The sequence below is a fragment of the Candidatus Saccharimonadia bacterium genome, from assembly GCA_035544015.1.
GTDB lineage: Bacteria > Patescibacteriota > Saccharimonadia > UBA4664 > UBA4664 > UBA5169.
Genome location: DATKIP010000012.1, coordinates 104,013 through 129,774, shown reverse-complemented (window position 1 = coordinate 129,774; position 25,762 = coordinate 104,013). Strand labels below are relative to the sequence as shown.

The window sequence follows — 25,762 nt, the reverse complement described above, 5'->3', positions numbered from 1 at the left end:
CCAGTATATGGCGTGGAGCAACCTCGGCGCAAACTGGGACCAGGCGAGGGGGGTGCCAGATATGCTACAATGCGGGCCATGGCAAAGAAGAAGAATACGGCAAAAAAGCACAAGTTCAAGCACGTTGAGGCTGCCGGCGCAACCGCCGTTGTAGCGACTGCGACAGAATCTCCGGCTGCGATGGGGGCGTCGCTTCAGTCTAGCGCCCGCTCGGTGGCGCCCGCGGTAAGCACTCGTGATTTCTCGTACGTTTCGAGCGATTTGCGGCGAATCGGCGTAATGGCGGTGGCTTTGGTCGGCGTAGAGCTGGTTTTGTACTTTGTGCTCGTGCACACCTCCGTGGGCGCCTCGATTTATAATCTGGTAAAGGTTTAGCCGTTTACGCTGGCTTGGGCGGTGTGGTTGGTACGGGTTTCGGGGAGTCGGGGCCGGTACTGGAGCGCCTCGGTGAAGTGGTGGGTTTGGATGGTTGAGGAGGCTTCTAGATCGGCGATGGTGCGGGCGACTTTTAGGATGCGGCTGTAGCCGCGGGCCGAAAGGCTGAGATTGCTCATGGCATGAGACGCGATATCGGTAGTTTCGTTGTTAATAGTACAATGTTTTTGAATATCTCTAGTACTCATGTGGGCGTTGCAGCTGACGCCGTGTTCGTAGGCGCGCTGTTGCTGGATGGTGCGGGCGCGCTGAACGCGCCCGGCTATGTCGGCGCTGCTTTCGGCGGGACGAGCGCGGATGATGGCTTGTTGATCGATGCGTGCCACCTCGGTGACGATGTCGATGCGGTCGAGGAGTGGACCGGAAATTTTGCGTTGGTAGCGGTTGATGGCGGCGTGTTCGCACTGGCATTTTTCGTCGGGGTCACCGGCGAAGCCGCAGGGGCAGGGATTGCGGGTGGCTACGAGCATAAAGCGGGCGGGAAAGGTGGCTACTCCGGCGGCGCGGGCAACGGTAATGGAGCCGTCTTCTAGCGGTTGACGCAACACCTCGAGCACTCCGCGGGGGAATTCGGGTAATTCATCCAGAAATAACACTCCGCCGTGGCTGAGGCTGATTTCGCCCGGACGGGGTTTGGTGCCGCCGCCGATGAGGGCCACGCTGGAGGCAGTGTGATGCGGTGATCGAAACGGCCGCGTGCGCATGATGCCCGTGGCCTGGCGGCCGGCGAGGTTGTGGAGTTTGGAGATTTCGATGGATTCTTCGAAGGTAGGCTGGGGCAGTATGCCCATAATGGCTTTGGAAAGAAGAGTTTTGCCGGTGCCGGGAGGTCCGGTGAGCAAGAGGTTGTGGCCGCCGGCAGCAGCGATTTCGACTGCGCGCTTGGCTGCAACCTGGCCGTAGATGAGGCTAAAATCTACCACTGGGGAGTCGGCCGGCTCGAGGGTGCTGCCCGCGGTAGCAGCAAACGGGGAAAGCAGCGTATGGCCAACGAGGTGCTGATAGAGTTCGAGGAGGCTTGATACCGCGAAGACCTTGGTTTGGCCCGAAAGGGCGGCTTCGGCGGCGTTTTCGGGGGCTACAAAAAGCCGTTCAAAGCCGCCGCGGTGGGTCATTTCGGCGGCGATGATGGCTCCCCGGACGGGGCGAATGGTGCCGTCGAGGGCGAGCTCGCCCATAAACAGGCTGCCTTCGAAGAGGCTGGCGTCAATTTGGCCGCTCGCGGCGAGGACGGCTACGGCCATGCCAAGATCGTAGCTGGAACCATCTTTCGGCAGGTCGGCGGGCGCGAGGTTGAGGGTGATGCGTTTGGGTGGCAGCATCAATTGGCTGTTTTTGATAGCGCTGCGTACGCGTTCGCGGGATTCGTCGACGGCTTTGTCGCCGAGCCCAACGATGACAAAACCGGGCAGGCCGTTGGTCATGTCGCATTCAATGGAGATGAGGTGGCTGTCGATGCCAATAATGGCAGGGGCGTACGTAGTGGCTAGCATGAGTTCTCCTGGTGAGACCTGCACTATACCGAACGTAAAGCGAACATGCAAGGGCTAGTCGGTGGTTTTGCCCTGGTACCACAAGGCGGCGTATTCGGGGGCGACGGGATTTACCTCGATGCCGGTTCCCAGCTCGGCCCCGGCGAATTTGGTGGTGCGAGGTTCGACTTTTATGACGAAATGATGGTCTTGGTGGTCGAGGGATTCTTGTATAATATAGTTGAAACTTATCGTTGATGCATCGAGACGAGCGGTTATTTTTTTGATAATTATTGCAAGGGATTGTATTTCATCGGCGTGGAGTTCGCCGAGTTTGTTGATGTGGCGGCGAGGAAGCAGCCAGACCTCCAGGGCGTGACTGGAGGCGTAGGGGGCGAGGGCTACAAAATGTTTATCGTGACTAACGAGGCGCACTTTTTGTTGTTCTTCCCAGGCGATCGTGTCGCAATAGGCGCAGGTGTTGTGGAGATCCCAATGGTGATTGAGCGCGTCGCTCTCGGTGGCGATTTTGGGCGGTATGATGGGCAGGGCAAAAATTTGGCAATGGGCGTGGGCGATGCTCGCTCCGGCGACGGGGCCATCGTTTTTAAATATGAGTACGTAGCGGATGCCGTCGATTTTGGAGAGCTCGCTGATTCGCTGGCGGTAGGCGGCAAAGATTTCGACGATATGGCTGACGGAGAGGTCGGAAAATTCACTGAAGTGATCGGGCGTGTTGATGATAACTTCCTGGATGCCAAAGGCCTTGGGGTTGTCGGGGGAAAAGGCTGGGAAGACATTGCGGACGACTTTCACGCGCCAGTCGGCGCCGCGGGGATGCTGCCATACGGCGTGCTCGGTGTTGTGATCGAATGGGCAGTGGTCCATGACCAGCTTGTGGGGCTCGGCGGCGCGGGAGAAAGAGTCGGGCCGGAAGCTGCGCCGGGGCGCGATCACGACGTAGCTATCGAGAAAATAGTGCTTGCGGAGCTCTGCACGCTCGTTTGTGAATTTGGATTGGGCTGACTTCGCCACCGAGGGTTTCACCGTTGTTGTCGCTAGCGTAACAATTTTGGAGCCGGAACGCCAGTTTTGGCACTGCCGTGGCGCGTGTTTTTAGGCAGGGAGGCCGATGAGCGAGCCGATGGTAGAGGCGATCTCGGCGCTGGCTCCGGGTTGGGCGATGCTGCTGGCGGCTTCGGACATGTGCTTGAGTGTGGCCGGGTTGTCGAGTAGCAGGCGCACGGTGCTTGCCATCTCGCTGAGTTTGGGCTGCCAGAGCCCGGCGCCGGCGTTGGTGACGAAATCGACGTTGCCGTCTTCTTGACCCGAGAGCTTGGAGTAGAGGATAAGGGGTAGGTGGGAATTGAGCGCTTCGACGATGGTGCCGGGGCCGGCCTTGGTGACGATGAGATCGGCTGCGCGCATCATTTCGTCGAGGTTGCTGACGAAGCCGTAGACCTTGACGTTGGGTGGTGCCTCGGTCGAAAGTTTCTCGTAAAGGTTGGTATTTTTGCCGGTAACGACGGCGATGGTGGCTTCGAGGGGGGCGAGAAGGTTTGTAATCTCGTCGAGGGCCCCGACGCCTTCGCCGCCCGCCATGGTGATGATGGCCGGCTGGGTAGGGTTCCAGTCGAGGGCTTTTTTGAGCTGGTTTTTGGCTTTGGCGGGGGGATAAAAACGACTGGATACTGGTTGCCCGATGACTTTTATTTGTTTTGGCTTCAATCCGCATTCGTGTGCTAGTTGGGCGGCTTGGGGGGTGGGCGTAATGCAGAGAGTGGTGCGGGTGTCGAACCAGATCAGCGGGACGGTGACGAGGTCGGTGACGACAGTGACAAACGGTATTTTGATATTGTGTCGGGCCAGCGTTTCGAGCATGCCGGCGTTGGCAAAATGGTAGGTGGATATAACGAGGTCGGCGGGGTGATTTTCGAGCAACTTTCGGCTGTTGCGGAGGGCGTAGAGGGAAATACTGGAATTGATGATCTTGGATCTACGAGGTCCATCGACGATTTCGTAAAGGCTGCGCCAGGCCTTGGGTGATTTTATGACGAGCTGAAACAGATCACCACCGCGGTCGAAGGGCTGAGGGGCGATTTCTTTGAGTGAATCAATAATTTCGACAACGACTCCCTCTTGATACTTGGTCACGAGGGCTTCGGCGATGGCATTGGCAGCGCTCTTGTGGCCGCCGCCGGCGTTGGCCATGAGGATCAAAATACGCTTTGGTGCTGTAATTTTATCAACAATAGGGGTCATTTATGCTCCTGAGCGGTGAGGGTAGTGAGTATTTTGAGCAGTTTGGCTGCGGTGTGGTCCCAACTGAAGCTGGCGGCTTGAGCGGAGCCGAGTTTGATGAGCTCGGCGCGAACAGGCGGCTGCTCGAGCGCGCGAATTTGGTCCGCGAAAGCGGCTGGAGAATCGGGATCGAAGTACAGCGCGGCTTTTCCGGCGACCTCGTGGAAGATGGGTATGTCGCTGCAGACTACGGGCACTCCGTGCGCCATGCCTTCGACGAGCGGCAGCCCGAAGCCCTCGAAGCGCGAGGCACTCACGAGGGCCGTGGCGCTGCTTAGCAGTTTAGCGTAGTCGGCGTCGCTGGCGCCATTCCAGAAGGTGATGCGGCTGGCGACGTGGTGCTGGTTGGCCAGGGCGGTGAGGGCGGCGAGGCGGTCTGGGGTAGCGCGGCCGGTGAGATGGAGGTGGTATTTGGGCAGCAGGGGCAGTGACTGGATGAGCAGTTCGGCGTTTTTGTAGGGCATGAGGGTGCCCATAAACACCAATTCAGGCTTAATTTTTGTGTTCGCAATGGCCGATGGGAGCTTGGGGGCGGCATTGTAGAGGACTTCTACGGGCCGATCGGTGAGATGGTTTGATGTGATTTCGTGTTTTGAGAATTCGCTGACGGTGGCGATGAGGTCGGCTTGATTGAGTACGAGCCGGCCGGGCCAATAGGCTTGGTGGTAGAGCCACCAGAAGGCGCGAGCCGATACGCTGAGGTCGGTGGGCGCCATGGGGTAGCGGTAATAGATGGTGTCGTGGAGGGTGAAGATGAGTTTGTAGCGGCGGCCGATGGTGCCCATGATCTGCATGGGGCTGTAGACGGCGTCGGCGTCGAGGCGGTTGAGCTTGAGCGGCAGGAGGATCTCGGCCGGTGAGGTGGGTTGGTTGACCTGGATGTAGGTGGGTCCGGTGGGCAATAGCTTCAGCTGGCGTTGATCACAAATGAGCGCGGTGACGGGCGTGAGTTTCACGAGTGCTTCGAGGAGGTTGGCGCCGAAGCGGCTGATGCCGTCGTGATGGTCGGTTTTGGTCCAGCGGGCGTCAAAAATTACCATCATAATGACCCCACTCTATCATAAGTGGTATCTGACTTGATATAATCGCGTCATGAAGATTCTCATGGCCTCCGATCTTCACTGGCCAACCATTAACGGGATTGCGACTGCTGGCAGAACCCTCGCGCAAGGTTTGGCGGAGCGTGGCCATGATGTGGTGGTGGTGGCGCCGTCGCAAACCGGCAAGCGCTCGGTGGAGATGGATGGTAATTATCGGGTGATGCGGACGGCGTCGGTGGTGTTTCCGTTTTATCAGAATTTGCGGATTTCGCTGTCACCCAACCGCGAGATCAATCAGATAACCAAAGAGTTTACGCCGGATGTGATTCATCTGCAGACGCCGCTGGCAGTGGGCTTGGGGGCGATTGGGGCGGCCAAGAAATACCATGTGCCCCTGGTGGCGACCAATCATGCGATGAGTGAGAATTTCATCGATAATCTCAAGTTGTTGGCGCCGTTTGCGCGGCAAATTGACTTTATGCTGCGTGAATATGGTAGTAGATTTTACAGCAATGCGGACGTCGTGACCTTGCCAACGCAGGCAGCTATCCGCATGCTGAAGCCGGATTCGTTTTCGAAGCCGTTTGTAGCGATTTCGAATGGAGTTGATTTGAGTCGGTTTAAGTCTGGCAAGGTGTCGGCGGAATTTTATGAGCGATTTGGGATTCCGATGGGTGTTCCGGTAGTGATGTATTTGGGTCGGCTTGATGCCGAGAAGCATGTGGGGGTGTTGGTGCGCGCGGCTCATCGGCTTTTGGGCCGGGTGAAGTTTCACTTGGTGATTGTGGGCGACGGCAATGATTTGGCACATCTCAAAGAGTTGGCGCGTGATCTGAATATGACTGACCGCGTAACCTTTACGGGCAAGGTGGACGAAGACGACAAGCCGACGATATTGCGGCTGGGTAGCTTGTTTGTGATGCCGTCGCCGGCCGAGTTGCAGAGTATTGCGACGCTCGAGGCGATGGCTACGGGTATGCCGGTGGTGGTGGTGAATGCTGGGGCGGTGTATGAGCTGTGTCAGGAGGGGCGCAACGGGTACTTGTTTGAGGTGGATGACTATGAGGAGCTGGCCGATCGAATGGGGCGGATCGTGGGGGATAAGACTGTCGTGGAGCAATTTGGGGCGGTGAGCCTACAGATCGCGCGAACACATGATCTGGCGAATACTATCACGGCGTACGAGAAGCTCTACGAACAAGTCGTGCGCGAACATAAACCCAAGATTAAACGGCGGGCGTTGCTGGGGGTGGTAAGAAGTCGTTGATAGCCGCGGCGGCTTCGCGGGCTTTCTCGTAGTGGATGATGTGGCCGACGTTGTCGAACTCAATGAGCTGGGCGCCGGCGATGGCGGCAGCGAGTTTGCGCTGGCCTTTGATCGGTGCGATGGCGTCGACTCGGCCGGCAATGAGGAGGGTGGGGATGGTGATGTTGGCGGCGTGGGCGGTGACCGTGTGCTCTACCGAGGCTCGGTAAACTTCGAAGAGGGTGTGGCGGTTGTGGAAGCGCTTCATGTAGGTCAGGTGGTTGGCATGAATCCATCGGCGTAGCTGTTTGTCGCGGGTTTTGGTCATGGTGGCACTGGCGAGCATGATGGGCCAGCTGTGGGACAGCCATACGAGGCCGATTTTCTCAGGTAGCCACTGGGCGCCTATTTTCAGATGCAGCCCTCCGAGCGCAATTTGGGGCCCGGTTTGGCTTTTGAGGGGGTGTTCGGCAATGGGGTTGATGAGTATCAGGTGGGTGGCGATGGCGGGATCAAGCGCCACGAGCTCAGCGGCGACGGTGGTGCCCATGGAATGGCCGAGTAGAATGACGGGGTCGAGCTTGAGGTGGTGGATGAGCTCGCGGATGAAGCGGGCGTAGCCGAGCATGTTGTGGGGTTGAGTGGTCATGGGGGTGGAGTCGCCGAAGCCGGGGAGGTCGGGGACCACAACGTGATACTTCGGCAGATACTTAATAATGCTGAGCAGGCCGTGATGGGTGCCGCGGAAGCCGTGGATGACTATGATGGTGGGGAGCTTGGGGTCGCCATAGGTCCAATATTTGGCATGGCTACCAAAGGCTTCGAAGCTGTGGCCGGGCTTGTCTTGGTGTTTGAGGTCGATCATCAAACAGAGGCTCCTTGGGGTGTGCGCAGCCACGAGGTGACGGCTACGGCGATCTCGGTGGGAATTTCGGCGGGTGCGAAGTGCCCCATGCCCTCGATGACTTTGATGATAATACCGGGGCGGTCGTAGCTGGCTATGACATCGGCGAGGCGGGTGAGGGGATCGGCGTCGCCGGCTACCACGAGCGTCGGGACGGTGAGGCTTGCTAGCCAGAGGGTGGGGTCGGTGGCGGCGAGGCTGAGGTAGTTTTGGACATTGATATGGGGCTCGAGCACTTGGAGTTCGTGCTCGCCTTCGGCCATGACGTAGGCGTGGGTGACGGGGTCGGTGGCGCGGGCTACGAGCTGGCGTATCGGCCGGTGGAGGCGGCGGTTGGTGAGCCAGCGCTTGTCGAGCGGCGCAGGAAGTGCCTGACCGATGCGGTAGTAAATAGTACCGGCACGCGAGATGATATTTGGCTTGGGGATGGGACTAATCATTACGAGGTGGTTGATTTCGGCCGATGTGGTGGCAGCGTAGGCGAGGCCGATGAGGGCCCCAAAACTGTGGCCGAGCAACGTGAGGTTCTGCAGCTTTAGCTCTCGGATGAAGCTGCCGACGAATGCGGTGTAGGCGGCTACGGTGTGCCGCCCGGCGAGCGGCGCGCTGCCGCCGTAGCCGGGGAAATCAGGGATGATGACGCGATGACCGGGGAATTGCTCGGCTAGCTTCAGGAGACCGGCGTGGCTGCTTCTCAGTCCATGTAGCATCAGGATGGTGCCGGGCAGATGGGGGCGGAGGTCCACGTAATGGACCTTGGCGCCGGCAATTGAAAGGGTGTGCGAAATTGGTGGTTTTGTGTTCACGGTTGGATGATATTTGTTTGATTATACCATCGTGCTGGGACGCTCTTGGCAGCAATAACCCCGGCTAGATTATGCCGGGGTTATTGTCGGGGTGTTTTTGGGTTTTTAGGAGTCGGTAGCGTCGGGCTTGATGCCGCCGGGATAATCCGCCTCGGTCTCGTCGCGCAGAGCCTCGTCGTCGAATTGGTCGTCGAGTTTGGGATTGTCGGCGGGGCTAAGGGTCTCGCCAAAACCATCATCGATGGGGCTGAGGGGCTGCATGTCGTCTTCGGACATGGCTTCTTCCTCGTCGGCCGCATCTTCCTCGGCTAGGTCATCGGCGCCGATGCGCTCGCCAAACTCATCGAGCTGGTACTCGCTGCCGTCATACGCAAGGTCCCCAAGACCAGGATCCATACCGTCATCTTCTAGGTAGTGCTGATACATTGTAACCTCCACATTACACCCCTCATGCTACGCCGGCGGTGTGAGCCTGGCTTTGTGATGGGTCCTAAAAAGCTTGGGATGAGCTGGGGTGTTTTTGTGAGTATCGTGGTGTTTGGTACAACACGCTTATGCTTATTTTGTCGCCCGGATGGTGTGAACCAGTACAGATTGTTGCTGGAACGGTCGATTTGAGGTAGAATACAGGAGTAAATCGTGGGGCTGATCAGGCTCGACGTTGGGACTTTTACAAGCTATGCGCGCAGGTCGTAGGCAAACGTTAGCTTCCACAAGTTAGCTTAACTGCCAACTTTTTCGCGCGGGTGAAGGCTGCCTTCCAGGCTCCTTCATTCGCCCCCGCTTACGCCTAATAACGTAAGCTATCGGCACCTGATTCCCGGTAGGGGTTCGCCGGTATCAAATCATCGGGACGCTCTGAGGGTTGGGCTTCTGCCCCTCAGCTAAGCTTTGAAGCTGCTCCCGCCACCGTTTGGTTTGCTCACAGGTGGAGGGCTAAGACATGTAAGCAAACTAAGCCTGTAGATCGCGAGCGAGTAACCCGACGGACCGGGGTGCGATTCCCCGCAGCTCCACCAATGTTCTTATGCTTAAAGAGTCAAGTTTCTTGGCTCTTTTTGTAATCTGTTATTGTTAAGGCATGTCACAGATTTATTTTATTGGCGGTGCTCCCCGAACGGGCAAGACTACGATTATCCATGCTCTCTTGAGAGAGAGGCCAATGCTCGCTGCATCAACGGATGCAATTAGGGCCGTTGCGAGAGGCGTATCAACACCTGAAATAAATCCCATCTTCATAAAGTGCAGCGTGGTGCATTTGGCTCAGAAAAGCACATCGACGCCTTAAAGAATAATCCGCAGGCCGCACTAGGTCATGAGCTGGGAGAAGCCGAAGAAACCTGGAAGTCGGTACTCGATTTCGTTGGTTATTATCAGCGCGACGGAAAGGATGCGATTGTAGAAGGGGTTGCCATACTGCCAGAGCAGCTCTCCAAGGTAGATTTTGAGTTTAAGTCGGTGTTTATTGCTAACCTTGCTGATCAGACTGAAGATATTCTTGCTCATGCTCGTAAAAATCCAAATGACTGGCTTCGCAAATATGATGAAGAAACAATTCGACTCTATGCCTCATTCAATCAGCTATGGAACAAGTTCTACGCAGACGAGGCGCGAAAATATGGCTTTCCGGTTATTGAGATAGAGTCGGGTAACTTCCATGCTTCCATAGAGAAGGCAGCCAGACTTCTTGTCGCTTAGGGACTAGATTTGGCAGCATATTCCTCAATATTCGCTGTTTTTATCACAGCAATCTTTGGTGGGTGAACTTGAATCGTTCAAACTTCGGCCCCAGTGCGTACCGCCACGCTGCGGCATCTCCATGATCAAGTGCCAAGATTTTCCCCGCAGCTCCACCAAAAGGGCATCTGACCTCAAATCAGGTGCTTTTTTGTTTGATGAATAGCTTGTTAGGGCCAATAACGTCGCTATTTTGGTAAGACTGCTGAGATAATGTTGTATCTGAAATACTTAATGTGTCTGTAAATCTCAACCGCAGACATTGCATTTGCAAAATGGTTTTCTTGCTTAAGCCATCGGGCGATTTGGTAGGGGAGTCGGGCCTTTCTTTCGAACTTTTGCAGTAACGGCAACATGCGCTCTGTGATGTCGCGTGATTCTACTTCTTTGAAGCCCTCTTTTGCCAAGGCGCTTTCAAGCGTTCCGTGAGTGAATTGGTCAAAAGCTGGCATGGCTGCTAATTTATTAACCCGTGTTAGTGCTTGCTTGGCATCCTGAGGCATTTTGTCTGCCATCGAGTACTCGAAGTGCACTAGTTTGCCGCCGGGTTTTAGTAAGCGATGAAACTCCTTAAGGGTTTTGGTGTAATCGGGGGAGTGTACGAGGGTTTCCATTGTATAGATGGCGTCAAATGAGGAATCGGGTAGGGTGGTATTTGAATAATCGGCTTTAAGAAACTCGACTTTGGTTTCCAGCTCGTCTTTAGCCGCCCGCTTCCTTGCCCTGGCTATGTTGAAGTCGAGCAAATCAATGCCGGTTACATTTAGGTGATGGTGCTTTGCTAGATAGAGGGCTACACCACCCTCTTCGCAGCCAGCATCAAGCACCTTTGCTCCGTCAGACAACGCCAGTGTTTGAGCTAATGGCTCGTCCATAAGCTCTTGCGCTTTGAGGGTCGGGAGGTCTTCTTGGCCTATTGGGTAGTAGCCAAAGTGTTTGACCCCACCCAATAATCTGTATCCAAGCCTTGACTCAAACGTGTGGTAGTAGCTGACTACGGGGTTCTTTTGCATAACGATATTCTAGCAGCTTGTTTATTCGTTGGAGCGATTTTTGGTGCGTGAGCTTGACGTATCAGGGGGATGGTTGGCGCTTTTTGCGGACCTATTTGTAGAGCTGTGAGTGCGTGCCGACTGCAACGAAAGTTGCCTCAGTTTCGTTTATAGCTTTGTAGTGTGCTCGCCAGTCGCCGCCAAACGATATTGATTCGGGCGGTAGTTTACGGTCAAAATTAGCTCTCAAGCGATGCGATCATATCCTCGGCGCTGCTAAACGGCCCCACCATGTTTCGACCGGCTTTTATGTCGGCGTTAGCTTCGCGCATGATCTTTTCGAGGTAGGGGGTAGGCTCTAGCGGGGCGCTAAGCACGACGCGGCGGTCACGGATCGCCTGTTTGACGACCATGTTTACGAGGGCCGTGCTCGATACGCCAAGCTCTGCGGCGAAAGACTTGAGCTGCTCTTTCGTCTCGGAGTCGATTTTGATGCTGAGCAATACGGTATTCATAATACATACATTGTATGGTTAACGTATGCGTGTGTCAAGCCGGGTTGGGCGGGGGTTCGATTTGCTACACTGGTTTCATGGCGTTAATCTACGAAACCCCGAATTTTATCATCAAGTCTGCGGAGTTTTCGCACGTGTATGTGGATCGGCGGGAGGGTGGTCATATTCAAATTAGGCCGAAGGTGCCGGTATCTGACCGGACGAAGCTTTCTCCTGAACTGGCGGTGGAATACGTGAAGCTGTCTATGGTGGCGGGCGAGGCTATGAAGCTGGCTTTGGGGCGGCGGGGGATTGATGTTGGCCTGATCAATTACCAGGATATGGGTAATTGGATGGTGTTTAAGCCGGAGGGTCCGACCCTGCACATGCAGCTTTTTGGCCGGGCCAGGGATGCGGTGAAGCAGAAGTATGGTGACGCGGTAAGCCTGCCGCATCTTGAGACTGGTTTTTATGATGGCTTTGAGCCGCTGGATGAGGGTGATGTGCGTGAGCTTCGGGCTGAGATCGAGCGGTTGATGCAGACTGATAAGTATCGGGGGGCGTGGTGACGGCGAAGGAGATCATTGAGCGGGTAATCTACCTCACGGTAGCGACTGCTTCGAAAGAGGGCGAGCTTTGGAATACGCCGGTCTACGATGCGGGGGAGGTAAGCGGGACCTATGTGGATGTGCGGAGTGAAGTTATTTTGCCGTAATGAGCTTGAAAAATCTGCGTCATGAGACTAGACTAAGTCTAGTTTACTTGGGTGCGAGCAATGAAAGTCGTGAACATACATGAGGCCAAGACGCAGCTGTCGAAATATTTGCAGGAGGCGGCGGAGGGCAAAGAGGTGGTGATCGGGAAATATGGGCAGCCGATTGCGCGCTTGGTACCGTTTGAATCGGACAAGCCGAAAATTGTCTTTGGCTTGTTGAAGGGAAAATTTTCGGTGTCGGATAATTTTGACGAGCCGGATGAGGAGCTTATCCGGATGTTTGAGGGTGAGGCGTGAGGCTACTGCTCGATACGAATGCGGTGTTGTGGGCCGTATTGGATTCGCCTTTGCTGGGTGTGGGTGCGCGGATGTCGCTCAAGCAGGCCGAGGCTACCTACGTGTCGGCCGCGAGCGTTTGGGAAGTGCGGATCAAGGCGGCGAAAGGTAAATTGACCTTGCCGAAGGGATTTTTGGCTGCGTTGGCAGCTACCGGATTCAAGGAGCTGCCGGTTGCCTGGGAGCATGTGGATGGGGTCGGTGGGGTGGAGTTGCCCCATGGTGATCCGTTTGATCGCCTATTGTTGGTTCAGGCCGGCCAGGAGCAGTTGATACTTTTGACTTCTGACGCCGTGCTGCTGAGCGCGCATCCTGATGCTTGTTTGGACGCGCGGGTGTGATATGACGGAATACGAGCAGATTCGACGCCGATATCGGCCGCCAGTGGTGCGGTATTTGCTAATTGCGGAGTCGCCGCCGCCGGCTGCGGGGGTGGCAAGCAGCCGGCAGTTTTACCGGGCCGAGTATCAGAAGCCCGATGACCGGCTCTATGCTAATACGATGCGGGCGGTGTTTGCGGAGGCAGCGGACGCGCCGGCGGGTGACCTGGAGGCGGCTAAGGCGGCGTGGCTGGGGCGGTTTCGGGACGCGGGGTTTTATATGATTGAGGCGCTCGAGACGTCACTGGAGCACGAGGTGACCAAGCCGGAGCGGCGGCGGCTGCTGGCGGAGCGGGCCGACGCGGTGATCGCGCGCGTGAGGGAGCTGGCGACGGCGGAAACGAAGTTGATTTTGATCAAATCGAACGTGTACGACATGCTGGCGGGGCCGTTGCGGGCGGCGGGATTTGTGGTGCTTAATGAGGCGCTGCTGGATTACCCGGGCCGGTTTATTCAGCGCGACTATCGAGAAAAATTGGCAGCTATGGTAAGAGTATAATCTGGGTATGGGGTGATCTAGTGGCCCGAGGGGAGAAGATCATGACTCGCAAGAAGGTGGCTGCGGCCGGGATCGGTTTGTCGGTGTTGGCTGCGGCTGCGGCGCTGGCGGTGCGGCGGTATCGCAGCGGCGGCGCCGAGGAGCTGACGGATGGTGATCTGGATCAGCTCGCGGAGCTGACACGGCGGTTCAACGCGGCGAGCCGAGGGAGTACGGCTCCGGAGGTGGAGGAGCTGCGGCGGGTGCTCGCGAAACTTCAGCGGGACGCTGGGATTTCGACGCGCGGTTTGTCGGTGCGGTTGTCGCGACTGCGGCGCCGACAGGCAGATTTGCCCGATGACACGCTCGTGTACGCCGAGGACCTGCTGGAGCGGATCGAGCTTCAGGCGAGCCGCGGTCGGTAGTCGAAATCACCCTTACGGGTGGCAGTAACATCTGCCCGTGGGGGTGTTATTGTGTGAGAGCAAAAAATTGATTCAGGGGGACGAGGGCGAGTATTTTTGGCTGCGGGGTGGCGATTTGAGGGTAAATCTGGTAGCATAATTGAAATCTCGCCCCGGGATGGAGTTGTTTATCATAACGAAGGTAGGTGATGCGTAATCATGACTGATCGAATACCCGAACTCAAATTGGTCGAGGCCCTAACGTTTGATGATGTCCTGCTGCAGCCTGGTAGCTCGGATATTTTGCCAAAAGATGTAAATATTACAACGAAATTGACGAAAAAGATTGAATTGAACGTGCCCGTGGTGTCTTCGCCGATGGATACGGTAACCGAAGCTCGCATGGCGATTGCGGTGGCGCGCGAGGGTGGCATCGGTATCATCCATAAATCACTCAAGCCTCATGAGCAGGCGCAGCAAGTCAATTTGGTGAAACGCTCGGAGCACGGGGTGATTGCGGAGCCGATTAGGTGCAAGGCCGAAAACACTTTGCGCGAGGTGGATGCGTTGATGGCGCAGTATCGGATTTCGGGCGTGCCGGTGGTGGGTGAACGGGGTGAGCTCGTCGGGATTATTACGAACCGCGACCTGCGTTTTGTGACCGACATGGATCAGAAGGTGGGTGACGTGATGACCAAGGAGCATTTGGTGACAGCGGCTCCGGGGACCACGCTAGAGGAGGCTAAGCGGATTTTGGCGCAGTACAAAATCGAGAAGGTGCCGTTGGTGGATGGCGAGGGCCTGCTTAAGGGGCTGATTACGCTCAAGGATATCGAAAAGGCGGTGAAATACCCGAACTCGGCCAAGGATGCTGAGGGTCGGCTGGTAGTGGGGGCGGCGGTGGGCGTGGCGCCTGGGTTTGAGGAGCGCATTGAGCTGCTCGTGGCGGCGAACGTGGATGTGGTAGTGATAGACAGCGCCCATGGACACGCGAAGGCGGTGCTGGAGGCCGTGAGGACGGTGAAGAAGCGCTGGCCCGATCTGCAGCTCATTGCGGGCAACGTAGCGACCTACGAAGGCGCCGAGGCGTTGTGTGAGGCCGGCGTGGACGGTGTACGCGTAGGCGTGGGACCGGGGTCAATTTGTACCACGCGCGTGGTGGCCGGCGTGGGTGTGCCGCAGTTCTCGGCGGTGTACGAGGCCAGCCGGGCGGCCGCCAAGCACGGCGTGCCGGTGATTGCTGACGGCGGGATTCGCTACAGTGGCGACATCGTGAAGGCGCTGGCGGCTGGTGCGAGCACGGTGATGTTGGGATCGGTGATTGCTGGTACTGACGAGTCGCCGGGTGAGTTTGAGGTCTATCAGGGGCGTACGTTTAAGGCCTATCGTGGCATGGGTTCGCTCGGGGCGATGCGCGATGGTTCGCCCGACCGCTACTTCCAAGAGAAGGGCGGCAAGCTGGTGCCGGAGGGCATTGAGGGCCGCGTGCCGGCACGCGGGCCGTTGTCGGAGAATTTATTTCAGCTGATCGGCGGGTTGCGGTCGGGCATGGGCTACGTGGGTGCCGAGACGCTCGAGCAGTTGGTGCAGAAGGCGACATTCCGCCGCGTGACGAGCTCGGGTGTTGCTGAGGGCCATCCCCACGATGTTACAATTACGCGTGAAGCACCGAATTATATGGGCCGATCCTAGCCGATTGGCCAAGCAAGGAGCGTGAATGGACACTGATCCCGAACGCGATTTAGCACAATTTAAGCCTGCGGACGGGCAGCCTTCGCCGGCTGCTCCTACGACTGCGCCGGCGCGGCCGATGGCTCGTCCTCGGCCGCCGCGCCGGGCGCGAGCGGTGCTGTGGCGGATGTTTTGGTTCATCGTGTTGGCCGTGCTGGCGGGTGTGGTGGTGTACGCCGTGTATATCGTCAATATTGTTGCAAAAATTTCAACGAACTCTTGGCAATTGGGACCGCTGGCCGCCGACGCGAGCGGTCGTACTAATATTTTGGTGATGGGGGTGGGTGATCCGGGGCATGCGGGTCAGAATTTGTCGGATACGATGATGGTCCTGAGCCTTGATGGGACGGCGCATCGGCTGGCAGAGATCAGTATTCCGCGCGATTTGCGCGTAAACATCGAGGGCTACGGGTATGGCAAGATTAACACCGCCAATGCCTACGGGGGCGTTAGTTTGGCAGAGGATACGGTAAGCCAAACATTTGATGTTCCGATTGATTACTACGTAAAGACCAATTTCTCCGGCCTCAAGGAAGTGGTGGACGCTGTGGGCGGCTTGGATGTGGATGTGAAGGATCGGCTGCGTGATACGGAGTACCCCTGTGATGACGACCAGTACAAAGTTTGTGGCTTGGATATTGAGCCGGGGTCGCAGCATATGGACGGTACCACGGTGTTGCAGTACGTGCGCTGCCGCAAGGGCACCTGCGGCAATGATTTTGGCCGGGCGGCGCGGCAGCAAGAAGTGCTGGGGTTGCTGCGGCCCAAGGTGACGGATTGGCATTTGATATTGCAGCCCGCGAAGCTCAAGCAGCTCGTGACGGCGGTGCAGCATGGTGTGGAGACCAACATGGGCATAGCGCAGCTGCTGCAGCTGGGCAATGGTGTACGCGAGGCGGGGGCCAACGAGCCGGTGAATCTGGTACTCTCGACGGCCAATGGCGGGTATCTGCGCGGAGATCCGACGGGCGGGAGCGACTTGTTGCCGATCGGCGGGGATTTTTCGGCGATTTCGGAGCGGGTGAAGAATATTTTTGGCGCGCCGTAAAGCCTATCTTGACACTCTATCCCGGCAAGGGTAGTTTGGAGTTAAAGAGATGCGCCCCGTGGGTCCGTTCGCAGAAGTACCCCCGGGCCTTTTTGAATCTTAGACAATTACGCCTGGAAGCCTTGCCTCATGAGCAGCACGCACGAAAAACTGGGTCCGCGATTCTCCAAAGACCGGTTGCAGCCGGCGCTGGAGTATATTGACCGGTATTGGAAAAAGTTGGAGCGTTATAATCCACGGGATGACGGGACGCTTATTGGTTTGCCAGAGCCTTATTTTATTCCCAGTGCGCGCAACGATACTGGGTTTGCGTACGAGGAAATGTACTACTGGGACAGTTATTTCATAGCTCAGGGTCTGATGGGGACGCCGCGGGAATACCGGGTGCGGGGGATGGTTGATAACCTGTTGTCGTTGATGCAGCGATTTCAGGTGATTCCGAACTCGGGGCGGTTTTATATGACCGGCCGGTCGCAGCCACCGTTTTTGACGAGCTTCATCATGGAGGCGTATCACATCGAGAAGGACAAGCGCTGGCTGGAGCAGGCGATGTCGGTGGCCAAGCACGAGTACCGGACGGTGTGGATGGGTACGACGCAGCCGAACTGGCGGCAGGTGTTCCACGGATTGTCGCGCTTTTATGACATCAATGTCCTCGACGACCTGGCGGAGGCGGAGAGCGGCTGGGATATGACGACGCGGTTTGAGCGGCGGGCGTTGTCGTATTTGCCAGTGGATCTGAATGCGCTGTTGTACAAATACGAGAGTGATTTTGCCGAAGCGGCCAGAATTTTGGGATACGAGGAGGAGTCGCATGAGTGGATGAAGCGGCAGTTGTCGCGGGTGGCGATGATGCGGCGATATTTGTGGGACGACGACAAGGGTTTTTACTTTGACTACAATTACATGACCTCGCGACATAGCCCGGTGTACTCGCTGGCGGCGTTTTATCCGATGTGGGCGGGTATGGACAGCGACGAGACGGCGCGGCGGATTATGGACCAGCTCGAGCGGTTTGAATGTGACGGTGGCCTGGCGACGAGCGCGGAACGGCCGCATGTGCGCTCGGATATTCCGACGCAATGGGCCTATCCGAACGGCTGGGCGCCGCTGCAGATGATCGCAGTGCAGGCGATGGAGCGTTATGGGTATCACGTGGCGGCCGAGCGGGTAGCGCGCAAGTGGATTAATGCCAACTTGGTGCAGTTTGAGGCCAACAGTGAGTTTTTCGAGAAGTATAACGTGGTGCATATTGAGCGTGAGCCGGTGGAGGGGGTGTACCCATCGCAAACTGGTTTTGGCTGGACCAATGCGGTCTTTGCGTATTTTTGCCAGCGCTATTTGGCGCCCGATGAGCTGCCGCACATTCAGAGTACCGGGCAGTCGCCGTCGGCGCTGCGACAGCTGGTGAAGGATCCTCGGCGAACACTTCGCAAGGTGGGAATGAAGATTGATACAGCGCTGCCAAAGCGCCAACTGTAGTAATATTACCAACGATTTTAGTCAAAATGCTTGCGGTTTGTTAGAATACGCACATGGAACCTACGCCGACTGACCCCTGGTATCGCCGAGCTACCCTCTATCATATTTATCCGTTGAGTTTTGCGGATTCTAATGGTGATGGATATGGTGATTTGCGGGGGATTATTGATCATTTGGATTATCTCAACAACGGCGAGTCGGATTCGCTGGGGGTGACGGCGGTGTGGTTGTCGCCGGTGTACCTGTCGCCAATGGCTGATTGGGGCTACGACGTGGCTGATCACCAGGCGATTGATCCACGTTTTGGGACGATGGCTGATTTTGAAGAGTTGTTGAAAAAACTGCACCATCGGGGCATAAAGCTGCTGATGGATTACGTGCCGAACCATACTTCGGTGCTGCATAGATGGTTTATTCAGTCGCGTTCTAGCCGCGATAATCCTAAGCGCGACTGGTATGTGTGGTCCAAGCCGGGAGAAGATGGGGGTGCGCCCAACAACTGGTTGAGTTACTTCGGGGGTTCGGCCTGGACGCTCGATGAAGCGACCGGACAGTATTACCTGCACACGTTTTTGCAGGAACAGCCGGATTTGAATTGGCACAATCCAAAGGTGCGCAAGGCGATGCTCGCTGTATTGAGATTTTGGCTCGATAAAGGGGTAGACGGGTTTCGGACGGATGCGGCTTTGGGTCTGATCAAAGATGTGCGGCTGCGGGATGATCTCCCGAACCCCACGTATAAGCCGGGGGTATCGGATCCGGCGGATGAGTTTTTGCGGGTGAATAGCGCGGCTCAGCCGGAGCTGGGCGGTGTGATTGGGTCGTTTTGTGACGTGCTGGCCGAGAAGGAATCGAAGTTTTTGCTCAGTGAGGCGTACCTCAATATTCCGGGGCTCCACAAGATGTATGAGGCGTGTCAGCGGCATCCGGTGCACGCGCCGTTTAACTTTAACCTGATGGCGTTGGATTGGAGCGCGAAGGTATTTCGGGAATTTATTGATGAATACGAGGGTTCGTTGGGGCCGGATGATTGGCCGAATTATGTGCTGGGGAATCACGATCGGCATAGACTGGTGTCGCGGATGGGGGCGGGGCGCGCACGGTTGCTCGCGATGCTGCAACTGACACTGCGAGGATTGCCGGTGGTGTATTACGGCGAGGAACTGGGCTTGCCCGATACGCCGGTTACGCCCGAAGACGTACGCGATCCGTGGGAGCGCAATGTGCCGGGCCGGGGACTTGGGCGTGATCCCGAGCGCACCCCTCTGCCGTGGAATAATGAAACTGGTGGTGGATTTACAACGGGTACGCCATGGTTGCCTCTGGGGCCGGCCTCATCCAAGCTCAATGTGGCTACAGAGGAGCGGGATCCGGATTCATCGTTGAATTTATATCGACATTTAATTCATTTGCGGGCGCAATCACCGGCTCTGGTAGAGGGTGATTATCGTTCGATTGAGACGGGCAACGAGCGGGTTTATGCCTTTGTGCGTGAGACGGAGCAACAGCGGTTTTTGGTGATGCTTAACTTTGACGCGCAGCCGGCGACGGCGATGTTGCATGGGCGCGTGGGAGCGTGGGTGGCGGGGACGGTGGTGGTGGAGGGCGATGGACAGCCGGGACATGCGGGGGAGTTGGCTTTGGAGCCGTACGAGGGTAGGGTATATGAACTGATACGGGGAGGCGTGTAATGGTGTTGGTATTTGATATTGGTGGTACGAACACGCGGCTGGCGTTGGCCGAGGGCGGCGTGCTGGGTGAGGTGGTTCGGTTGCCTACAGAGCGGGGTGAGCAAGGGCTCACGCGGTTTTTGGCGGCGGCGGCGAAGCTAGCGGGTAGCCAGGGGCTGACCGCGGTGGCCGGCGGATTTCCGGGGCAGTTGGACGACGCCGGGGTGGTGATGGCGGCGCCAAATCTTCCGAAATGGATTGGCAAGCGGCTGGGAGCGGAGATTCGGGATCGATTTGAGTGCCCGGTGTACTGGGAGAACGACGTCGTGTTGTGCGGCCGGGGTGAGGCTGCACACGGGGCCGGGAGCCGCCAGGGCGTAATGGCGTATTACACGGTGAGTACGGGTGTGAATGCTGTGCGGTTGGTGGACGGTGCGGTGGACCGTGGCGTGGCTCGGTATGAGCTGGGCAAGCAGCTTCTGCTGCGCGACGGCGCTGGTTGGAAGTCGCTGGAGGCGATGATTGGTGGGGGTGCGCTGGAAGAGCGATGGGGTAAGCCCCCGCGCGAGGTGCGGGATCCGGCGGTGTGGCAGGAGATTGAACGGTGTTTGGCGGCGGGATTGTACAACACCGTGTTGTATTGGAATCCTGCGGTAGTGGTGCTGGGGGGTAGCATGATGCGCGATATTGATCTGAAGGTAGTGGCCCGGGAGCTGGCGAAATTCCCGTTGGTGTTTGAACGGTGGCCGCGGCTGGAGCGGGCGAGTTTGGGCGATGAGGCTGGTTTGTATGGTGGGCTGGCGTGGCTGCAGGAACTGGGGCGAAATTAACTCGGTTCGAGTGAGTTTCGTGCTACGATAGAGCGTAAGCAATTAGCCAAAACCAAAATAAATGAAATGCCCTTCTTGCCAAGCTAAATTATTGCCCGTCGACGGGGGTCTGTTTTGTTTGCAGTGCGGTGAGGCGGTGCTCGGCGGGGTTTTGGGGGATGATCCTCCGGCCAGGCCGGAGGAGGCCACTGATCCGCTGCTGCGGCGGGCATTGCGGGATGCTACGGGTGGGCAGCAGGTGTTTTTGGGGCCTGAGTCACTGGCGGAGGCGAGAGCGGCTCCGGCCGGAATGACCGCTGCGGTGTTGGCTGTGCCGCCGGTGGCGGTGGCGGCGCGGCCGGCTCGGCGGCGCTGGAGGATGGTGGGCTGGGCGGTGGCTTTGTTGTTGGTGGGTTTACCGGCAGCAGCCAGTAGTGTGCTGGCGAGTTACTACTCGGATCGAGTGTATCCGGGTGTGCGAGTGGGCGGCGTAGCGGTTGGTGGCTGGACGTTTGATGAGCTGCGTAGTCGATTGCCGGCTGTGGTGGCTAAGCCTGGTCTGGTGGCGGTGATCGACGGCCGGCGGCAGTCGGTGGCGGTGAGCGGCCCGGTAGTGGATGTGGCGGCTACGGTGCGGCAGGTTCACGATGTGGGTCGTGATGTCCCGTTGCCGGCGGTTGGTATGCTGCGGACATGGCTGGCGGGAGCTGTGACGCCGACGTACGTGCTGAGTGACAGCGCAGTGAATACGGCGGTGCAACACTTGGCGGCAGCGGTGGATCGCGTGCCGAGCGATGCGGTGCCGATGATGATTGGGGGTAGGGTGATAGTATTGGCCGATAAGCCGGGTGTGCGGCTCGATAGGACGACGGCGGCTGCGGCTATTCGGGCGGCGTATGGCCGTTCGCCGACGGTGAGCCTGAGCCTGGTGCGATTGAATGCGACCGTGACGGCGAGTGATTATGCGGGCGAGCTAGCGGCTGCCCAGGCTATAGTGAGCGGTGGGGCGCAGGTGGTGGTTAAGGCAGTTCACTACGCGGCGACGCCGGAGCAGGTGGGGAGTTGGGTGGTGTTTGCTGGTGCGGGCAAGGGCGTGACGGTGGATCCGGCGGGGGTGGCGGCGTTTGTGGCGGGAATTAAGCCGGCTTTTGATCGTGTGGCGGCGGTGAACGCCATGGTGGCGGCATTGAACGCGCGGCAGGCGGCATTGGTGACAGCGTCTACCCGGCGGATTACGGCGGCGCCGAAGCTAGCTAGCGGGCTGGGGGCGGGTCCGGTGGCGACGTATTCGTACTGCGTGGATGCGGTGGCTTCCGGGGCGGAGCTGGCCTCGTCGGCGGCTGCGGTGCTGGGCACAGAGGGCTGGACGTTGGGCGGGCGGGTGCGGTTTGTGGCGGCGGCATCGGGCTGCAATGTGGCGCTTGAGTTGGCACCGGCGGCAGATCTGACGGCGCTGGATCCGGCTTGTGAGCATCAGACGACGTGTCGGATTCATAATGAGCTGGCGATTGCCCAAACGGCTTGGGCGAAGCCACCGGCGGCATGGAGCGGGAGCGCGGCGTCGTACCGCGTTGAGCTGATCAACCAGGTGGTGGGTCAGTGGTTGGGATTTGATCATCCGAGTTGTGGGCAGGCGGGTAGCCAGGTGCCGGTGTTGTCGGCGCCAAGTGTGGTGGTGGCGGGCTGTTCGCCGGTGTGGTACGCGGTGCCGGCTGAGCTCCAGGATAGTAAGGTGCTGCCGGGTTTTTAGTGCTGGGCGTGAGTGTTACTCACCGACTTGCACGAACACCTCTTCGAGGGTGGTTTGGCCTTGCAGAGCTTTAATAATGCCGTCTTGGAGTATGGTTATCATGCCTTCTTTGACGGCGGCTTGCTCGATGGCTTCGGTGGTGGCAGCGGTGCCTTTGGCAATGAGCTCCTCCATTTTGGGGGTGATTTCGAGCTGTTCGAGGATGTTGATGCGGCCCTGGTAGCCGAAATGATGGCAGACTTTGCAGCCGACAGCCTGATAAAGTTTGAGGCCTTCGAGGGTGGGATGGCTGTCCTCGGGGAGGCCGTCGATGGCGGCTTTGATTTGGGCCAACTCTTCTTTGGTGGGATCAATGGATTGTTTGCAGGCGTCGCAGAGGCGGCGGACCAGGCGCTGGGCCATGATGAGTTTGACCGACGATGCGAGCAGCGGGTTTTCGCCGATCATATCCATGAGGCGAGACACGGCGGCTGAGGCGTTGGTGGCGTGGAAGGTGGAGAGCACGAGGTGGCCGGTGAGCGCGGCTTGGAGGGCGGTTTTGGCGGTGTCGGCGTCGCGGATTTCGCCGATCATGATGATGTTGGGGTCTTCGCGCAGGACGGCGCGGAGCTTTTCCATAAAGAGCTGCTGGTTGTCGGAGCGTACAGGAACCTGAGAGATGCCGTTGAGTTCGTATTCGATGGGATCTTCGAGGGTAACGATCTTGGTTTCGGGGTTATTGAGCTCGTTCATGATGGAGTAGAGCGTGGAGGTTTTGCCTGATCCGGTTGGCCCTACCGCCATTACCATGCCCCGCGGATGGGCGACGCAGCGCATGAGGACTTCGAGATGATGGGGAGAAAGTTGTAAATTTTTCAACGTTAGATACTTGATCGAGAGGTTGAAGAGGCGAATAACGACGTCTTCGCCGTGGAGTGAGGGAATGGTTTCGAGGCGCATGTTGAGCTGGGTGGAATCGCCGTCGTTGTTGATGACGTTGAGGCTGACGCGGCCGCCCTGGGGTTCGTCGCCGCCCCATTTGACGCCGGCGCGCATTTGGAGATCGGAGGCGAAGAGGTCGTAGCGGTCGCGCGGGAGCGTGGTGATGGGATGGAGCGTGCCGTCGATGCGGAAGCGAATGCGTGCGTCGTGTTCGGCGGGCTCGACGTGAATGTCGGAGGCGCCGAGCTGGTAGGCGAGCTGAGCGAGGGGCTCGAACATGAATTTTGGCTCGGTGTTGAGGAGTTCCTGCGTGATACCCGAAAAATCGCCGCTGTCGAGTATGGTGTCGTTTTCGGCGATGGAGTAGCGGTTGAAGAGACGGTTCCAGCCAAATTGTGAAATGAACACAAATTCAACGCTGTAGCCGGCCATGCGATGCCGCAGGGATTCGAGCTGGGCGCGGTCGGTTTCTTCGCTGGTGCCGATGGTGATTTTGTTGCCTTCGAGGGCGAGCGGCACGATGCCATAGGCTTGCATACCCACGAGCGTGAGCTTGCCGATGAGTGGTTTGATGTCGATGGGTCGGCGGGTATCGAAGTAGGGCATGCCAAGCTGGGCGGCAAAGCCCTCGGTAGCGGTTTCGATTTGATCGCGCTGGGTTGGATCCATTGCTCTTATGGTATCGGTTGGTAGAGATTTAGTCTACCTGTCTGGGAGTTGGTAGATGGTCCAGTTGGGATTTGCATAGACGATTGTGTAGCGGGCGGCGAGGTTGGGGGCGACGGTCCAATCGCGCGATTCGTAGGCGGCGACGGCGACGTAGCGGGCGTGATAAGGGTTGGCGGCGGTGAGGCGGCCGCTGAGGGCTTGCTGGATGGTGTCGAGTCGGGGCTGGTACTCGAGGTGATAGCTGTATAGCCAGCCCCGGTAGCCGGCGACGAGGGGCCGGCCGGCGAGCGTGGATATCGGCTGGTTGGGCCGGTCGGTGGCGGCGAAGACGTCGGTGGGCGCGGTGTGGCCGCGAACCCAATTGGCGAGCTCGATGTCGTCGGGGCTCGCGAATTGGTCGTGGAGCTGGAATTCGCGCGCGACGGCCAGGGCTCCCGCGGCGCTCAGGAAGAGGCCCAGTGCGAGCAAGGGGATAATCGTGAGGCGATAGCGTTGTGCTAGCCAAACGCAGCCATAACCGACCAAGAGATAGGTCGTGAGGAACGCGTAGTAAATGAGCTTGAGGTTGTCGTAGGCAAACGGCTGAAAGGCGTAGACGTTGGCGAGGATGAATAGTCCTATGAATGGGGCGTACCACGCCAGGTATGGCCGCAGGGAGCGGCGGGCGATGAGCACTGCGGCGGTGCCGACTATGAGCAGGCCCGTGAGGCCGTAATTGTGGCTCCAGAAGGCCACAAGTGGCTCCCCTGGGTTGATGGTCCAACCGAGCGCGAGGTGTCCGCCGGTACCGCCGTGGTTGGCGAGGATCTGCCAGGCGACCTGGGGCGCGGCGAGGGCGATCGCCGTGAGGCCAACTAGGAGCCAAAGGTTGCGGGGGCGGTGAGTGCGAATGACGGCCTCGATCCAGAAGCTGAGGCTGACGCAAGCGAGCACGATGAAGGTATGACTGTGCGCCAAGGGGGTGAGGCCGATGACGGCACCGGCGAAGATGGCTAGCCGCCGGTTGGGCCGGCGCCTTAGCTCGGCGAACAGTACCATGACGGTGGCAAAGGTGCTGAGGCCCAGAAGGAGTGAGCGTTGGGGCAGGAGGGCGTCGGCTACGAAGTTGGTGAGTTGGGCGTTGGGTTCGGTGAGGGCGGTGTAGTCTTTGGGCAGTTGGGCGAGAAATTGGGTAAGCGGGAGGCCGCTGGCGGCTTGATCGTGAGCGGCTACGAAGAGGCCGACGGCCGAGCCGCACAGCAGCATGAGCGTGAGGCCGATGACGGCGCCGCTGAGGCGGCCAAACAGCCGCAGGCCGAAGCTGAGCACGAGTTGCACAAACGCCATGACGAGGAGCAAGGAGGGGACGAATATGGCGGCATGGAGCGACCAGCCGCCGGCTACCAGCCAGCTCGAGAGGAGGTCGGTGAGGAGGGGGTAGGTGAGGTGGGCGCCGGCGGCGACGGGGAAATCAAACGAGAGGCGGGGCAGGGCGGCAAAATGGCTGATGAGGCTGGCGTGGAGGCCAAAATCGGCCCAGGTGGCGCCCCCGGAGTAGATGCCGCCGTCGCCTGGTAGCAGATCGTGAGTCCACATCAGCCAGCCGATGACGCCGGTGGTGGCGGCGCTGAAGGCGGCCCACAGCGGCCAGGTGCGGCGGGGGTGGGGCAGTGTGCGCCATTGCCAGGTGGCGGCGCCGCGCCAGAGCCACCAGCCGACGAGGCTAGCGATTCCGGCGGTGAGGGGTAGGCTGAGACGGGTGGGGAGCAGCAGGCTCGTGAGCAGTGACAACCAAGTCCATAGGAGCACGCCGAGTGTGACCGCTAGGGCCGGCGCTTCAAAGCCAAATGAGCGCAGGCCCAGCCGCCGGACTACGGCTGCGCCCAAGCCGAGGGCGGTGCAGAGATAGAGAAGGCTAAGCATTACTGTGATTTTAACATCCTGGTTTTTGGTTTTGGGACGC

Annotated in this window: 26 protein-coding genes and 1 other RNA gene; 16 read left to right on the top strand and 11 right to left on the bottom strand. The window is 58.3% G+C overall.

Annotated features, from left to right (window positions below; all coding sequences use genetic code 11):
- Positions 1-78: 78 nt before the first annotated feature.
- Entirely contained in the window at positions 79-375 is a 297-nt protein-coding gene (locus tag VMT30_01155; protein HVQ43557.1) for a hypothetical protein, read from the top strand.
- Here VMT30_01155 and VMT30_01150 read toward each other — a convergent pair.
- From VMT30_01150 to VMT30_01135, 4 genes are all read right to left on the bottom strand, one after another.
- Positions 372-1,928: a YifB family Mg chelatase-like AAA ATPase gene (locus tag VMT30_01150; GenBank protein HVQ43556.1), complete on the bottom strand. Its 1,557-nt coding sequence runs from the start codon at positions 1,926-1,928 to the stop codon at positions 372-374. The genes VMT30_01155 and VMT30_01150 overlap by 4 nt on opposite strands.
- A 54-nt stretch (positions 1,929-1,982) precedes the next feature.
- Positions 1,983-2,942, bottom strand: a complete 960-nt coding sequence (locus VMT30_01145; GenBank protein ID HVQ43555.1) for a DUF4931 domain-containing protein — start codon at positions 2,940-2,942, stop codon at positions 1,983-1,985.
- 81 nt (positions 2,943-3,023) lie between these two features.
- Complete coding sequence (locus VMT30_01140) at positions 3,024-4,169, bottom strand: glycosyltransferase (GenBank protein HVQ43554.1); 1,146 nt, start codon at positions 4,167-4,169, stop codon at positions 3,024-3,026.
- On the bottom strand, positions 4,166-5,251 hold the full coding sequence (locus VMT30_01135) for a glycosyltransferase family 1 protein (protein HVQ43553.1): 1,086 nt from the start codon (positions 5,249-5,251) through the stop codon (positions 4,166-4,168). The genes VMT30_01140 and VMT30_01135 overlap by 4 nt, the downstream gene beginning before the upstream one ends.
- 49 nt (positions 5,252-5,300) lie before the next feature.
- On the opposite strand from VMT30_01135, the gene VMT30_01130 reads away from it, so the two are divergent.
- Entirely contained in the window at positions 5,301-6,515 is a 1,215-nt protein-coding gene (locus tag VMT30_01130) for a glycosyltransferase (GenBank protein HVQ43552.1), read from the top strand.
- Here the strand turns inward: VMT30_01130 and VMT30_01125 are convergent.
- The 3 genes from VMT30_01125 to VMT30_01115 all read right to left on the bottom strand — a co-directional run bounded on the left by VMT30_01125 (position 6,475) and on the right by VMT30_01115 (position 8,630).
- Positions 6,475-7,359, bottom strand: coding sequence for an alpha/beta hydrolase (locus VMT30_01125; protein ID HVQ43551.1), 885 nt, complete (start codon positions 7,357-7,359; stop codon positions 6,475-6,477). The two genes, VMT30_01130 and VMT30_01125, sit on opposite strands and share 41 nt — an antisense overlap.
- Positions 7,359-8,204: an alpha/beta hydrolase gene (locus VMT30_01120; protein ID HVQ43550.1), complete on the bottom strand. Its 846-nt coding sequence runs from the start codon at positions 8,202-8,204 to the stop codon at positions 7,359-7,361. The genes VMT30_01125 and VMT30_01120 overlap by 1 nt, the downstream gene beginning before the upstream one ends.
- A gap of 105 nt (positions 8,205-8,309) precedes the next feature.
- Positions 8,310-8,630 (bottom strand): hypothetical protein, encoded by a 321-nt coding sequence (locus VMT30_01115; protein ID HVQ43549.1) that lies wholly within the window; start codon positions 8,628-8,630, stop codon positions 8,310-8,312.
- A 215-nt stretch (positions 8,631-8,845) separates the two neighbouring features.
- On the opposite strand from VMT30_01115, the gene ssrA reads away from it, so the two are divergent.
- Both ssrA and VMT30_01105 read left to right on the top strand, forming a co-directional pair.
- Positions 8,846-9,223, top strand: a transfer-messenger RNA (tmRNA) gene (gene ssrA / locus VMT30_01110).
- Positions 9,224-9,446: 223 nt separating this feature from the next.
- Entirely contained in the window at positions 9,447-9,902 is a 456-nt protein-coding gene (locus VMT30_01105; protein ID HVQ43548.1) for a hypothetical protein, read from the top strand.
- Between the two features lie 227 nt (positions 9,903-10,129).
- Here VMT30_01105 and VMT30_01100 read toward each other — a convergent pair whose 3' ends face one another.
- Together VMT30_01100 and VMT30_01095 are read right to left on the bottom strand one after the other, a co-directional pair.
- Positions 10,130-10,954, bottom strand: a complete 825-nt coding sequence (locus tag VMT30_01100; protein ID HVQ43547.1) for a methyltransferase domain-containing protein — start codon at positions 10,952-10,954, stop codon at positions 10,130-10,132.
- Between the two features lie 218 nt (positions 10,955-11,172).
- The gene (locus VMT30_01095; protein ID HVQ43546.1) at positions 11,173-11,448 is read right to left on the bottom strand and encodes a hypothetical protein; all 276 of its coding nucleotides are present in this window, start codon (positions 11,446-11,448) and stop codon (positions 11,173-11,175) included.
- A gap of 77 nt (positions 11,449-11,525) precedes the next feature.
- Here VMT30_01095 and VMT30_01090 point away from each other — a divergent pair, with 77 nt between their 5' ends.
- From VMT30_01090 to VMT30_01035, 12 genes are all read left to right on the top strand, one after another.
- Positions 11,526-11,996 (top strand): hypothetical protein, encoded by a 471-nt coding sequence (locus tag VMT30_01090; protein ID HVQ43545.1) that lies wholly within the window; start codon positions 11,526-11,528, stop codon positions 11,994-11,996.
- Positions 11,993-12,142, top strand: coding sequence for a hypothetical protein (locus tag VMT30_01085; protein HVQ43544.1), 150 nt, complete (start codon positions 11,993-11,995; stop codon positions 12,140-12,142). The genes VMT30_01090 and VMT30_01085 overlap by 4 nt, the downstream gene beginning before the upstream one ends.
- Positions 12,143-12,202: 60 nt before the next feature.
- Positions 12,203-12,439 carry a type II toxin-antitoxin system Phd/YefM family antitoxin gene (locus VMT30_01080; protein HVQ43543.1) on the top strand — a complete coding sequence of 79 codons (237 nt, stop codon included), beginning with the start codon at positions 12,203-12,205 and terminating at the stop codon, positions 12,437-12,439.
- The gene (locus VMT30_01075) at positions 12,436-12,819 is read left to right on the top strand and encodes a type II toxin-antitoxin system VapC family toxin (protein ID HVQ43542.1); all 384 of its coding nucleotides are present in this window, start codon (positions 12,436-12,438) and stop codon (positions 12,817-12,819) included. Before VMT30_01080 ends, VMT30_01075 begins: the two co-directional genes overlap by 4 nt.
- A gap of 1 nt (position 12,820) precedes the next feature.
- Entirely contained in the window at positions 12,821-13,357 is a 537-nt protein-coding gene (locus VMT30_01070; protein ID HVQ43541.1) for a hypothetical protein, read from the top strand.
- Between the two features lie 41 nt (positions 13,358-13,398).
- The gene (locus tag VMT30_01065) at positions 13,399-13,761 is read left to right on the top strand and encodes a hypothetical protein (GenBank protein HVQ43540.1); all 363 of its coding nucleotides are present in this window, start codon (positions 13,399-13,401) and stop codon (positions 13,759-13,761) included.
- A gap of 210 nt (positions 13,762-13,971) precedes the next feature.
- The gene (guaB, locus tag VMT30_01060; protein ID HVQ43539.1) at positions 13,972-15,432 is read left to right on the top strand and encodes an IMP dehydrogenase; all 1,461 of its coding nucleotides are present in this window, start codon (positions 13,972-13,974) and stop codon (positions 15,430-15,432) included.
- 25 nt (positions 15,433-15,457) lie between these two features.
- The gene (locus VMT30_01055; protein ID HVQ43538.1) at positions 15,458-16,519 is read left to right on the top strand and encodes an LCP family protein; all 1,062 of its coding nucleotides are present in this window, start codon (positions 15,458-15,460) and stop codon (positions 16,517-16,519) included.
- 129 nt (positions 16,520-16,648) lie between these two features.
- Positions 16,649-18,001, top strand: a complete 1,353-nt coding sequence (locus VMT30_01050; GenBank protein HVQ43537.1) for a trehalase family glycosidase — start codon at positions 16,649-16,651, stop codon at positions 17,999-18,001.
- A 53-nt stretch (positions 18,002-18,054) separates the two neighbouring features.
- Entirely contained in the window at positions 18,055-19,692 is a 1,638-nt protein-coding gene (locus VMT30_01045) for an alpha-amylase family glycosyl hydrolase (GenBank protein ID HVQ43536.1), read from the top strand.
- Positions 19,692-20,501 (top strand): ROK family protein, encoded by an 810-nt coding sequence (locus VMT30_01040; protein ID HVQ43535.1) that lies wholly within the window; start codon positions 19,692-19,694, stop codon positions 20,499-20,501. The genes VMT30_01045 and VMT30_01040 overlap by 1 nt, the downstream gene beginning before the upstream one ends.
- Before the next feature lie 61 nt (positions 20,502-20,562).
- Positions 20,563-22,230 carry a DUF3152 domain-containing protein gene (locus VMT30_01035; GenBank protein HVQ43534.1) on the top strand — a complete coding sequence of 556 codons (1,668 nt, stop codon included), beginning with the start codon at positions 20,563-20,565 and terminating at the stop codon, positions 22,228-22,230.
- A gap of 15 nt (positions 22,231-22,245) precedes the next feature.
- Here the strand turns inward: VMT30_01035 and VMT30_01030 are convergent, their stop codons facing one another.
- A complete protein-coding gene (locus VMT30_01030; GenBank protein HVQ43533.1) occupies positions 22,246-23,820 on the bottom strand; it encodes a GspE/PulE family protein in 1,575 nt (524 codons plus the stop codon).
- 33 nt (positions 23,821-23,853) lie between these two features.
- Complete coding sequence (locus tag VMT30_01025) at positions 23,854-25,722, bottom strand: hypothetical protein (protein ID HVQ43532.1); 1,869 nt, start codon at positions 25,720-25,722, stop codon at positions 23,854-23,856.
- Positions 25,723-25,762: the final 40 nt, after the last annotated feature.

What these genes read in the sequence shown, in the direction of transcription:
- VMT30_01050 (HVQ43537.1), top strand. Translation starts at nt 16,649, where the DNA reads ATGAGCAGCACGCACGAAAAACTGGGTCCGCGATTCTCCAAAGACCGG.
- VMT30_01155 (HVQ43557.1), top strand. Translation starts at nt 79, where the DNA reads ATGGCAAAGAAGAAGAATACGGCAAAAAAGCACAAGTTCAAGCACGTT.
- VMT30_01045 (HVQ43536.1), top strand. Translation starts at nt 18,055, where the DNA reads ATGGAACCTACGCCGACTGACCCCTGGTATCGCCGAGCTACCCTCTAT.
- VMT30_01130 (HVQ43552.1), top strand. Translation starts at nt 5,301, where the DNA reads ATGAAGATTCTCATGGCCTCCGATCTTCACTGGCCAACCATTAACGGG.
- VMT30_01035 (HVQ43534.1), top strand. Translation starts at nt 20,563, where the DNA reads ATGAAATGCCCTTCTTGCCAAGCTAAATTATTGCCCGTCGACGGGGGT.
- VMT30_01025 (HVQ43532.1), bottom strand. Translation starts at nt 25,722, where the DNA reads ATGCTTAGCCTTCTCTATCTCTGCACCGCCCTCGGCTTGGGCGCAGCC.
- VMT30_01090 (HVQ43545.1), top strand. Translation starts at nt 11,526, where the DNA reads ATGGCGTTAATCTACGAAACCCCGAATTTTATCATCAAGTCTGCGGAG.
- VMT30_01140 (HVQ43554.1), bottom strand. Translation starts at nt 4,169, where the DNA reads ATGACCCCTATTGTTGATAAAATTACAGCACCAAAGCGTATTTTGATC.
- VMT30_01040 (HVQ43535.1), top strand. Translation starts at nt 19,692, where the DNA reads ATGGTGTTGGTATTTGATATTGGTGGTACGAACACGCGGCTGGCGTTG.
- VMT30_01095 (HVQ43546.1), bottom strand. Translation starts at nt 11,448, where the DNA reads ATGAATACCGTATTGCTCAGCATCAAAATCGACTCCGAGACGAAAGAG.
- VMT30_01030 (HVQ43533.1), bottom strand. Translation starts at nt 23,820, where the DNA reads ATGGATCCAACCCAGCGCGATCAAATCGAAACCGCTACCGAGGGCTTT.
- VMT30_01100 (HVQ43547.1), bottom strand. Translation starts at nt 10,954, where the DNA reads ATGCAAAAGAACCCCGTAGTCAGCTACTACCACACGTTTGAGTCAAGG.
- VMT30_01125 (HVQ43551.1), bottom strand. Translation starts at nt 7,359, where the DNA reads ATGATCGACCTCAAACACCAAGACAAGCCCGGCCACAGCTTCGAAGCC.
- VMT30_01135 (HVQ43553.1), bottom strand. Translation starts at nt 5,251, where the DNA reads ATGATGGTAATTTTTGACGCCCGCTGGACCAAAACCGACCATCACGAC.
- VMT30_01150 (HVQ43556.1), bottom strand. Translation starts at nt 1,928, where the DNA reads ATGCTAGCCACTACGTACGCCCCTGCCATTATTGGCATCGACAGCCAC.
- VMT30_01065 (HVQ43540.1), top strand. Translation starts at nt 13,399, where the DNA reads ATGACTCGCAAGAAGGTGGCTGCGGCCGGGATCGGTTTGTCGGTGTTG.
- VMT30_01070 (HVQ43541.1), top strand. Translation starts at nt 12,821, where the DNA reads ATGACGGAATACGAGCAGATTCGACGCCGATATCGGCCGCCAGTGGTG.
- VMT30_01115 (HVQ43549.1), bottom strand. Translation starts at nt 8,630, where the DNA reads ATGTATCAGCACTACCTAGAAGATGACGGTATGGATCCTGGTCTTGGG.
- VMT30_01055 (HVQ43538.1), top strand. Translation starts at nt 15,458, where the DNA reads ATGGACACTGATCCCGAACGCGATTTAGCACAATTTAAGCCTGCGGAC.
- VMT30_01080 (HVQ43543.1), top strand. Translation starts at nt 12,203, where the DNA reads ATGAAAGTCGTGAACATACATGAGGCCAAGACGCAGCTGTCGAAATAT.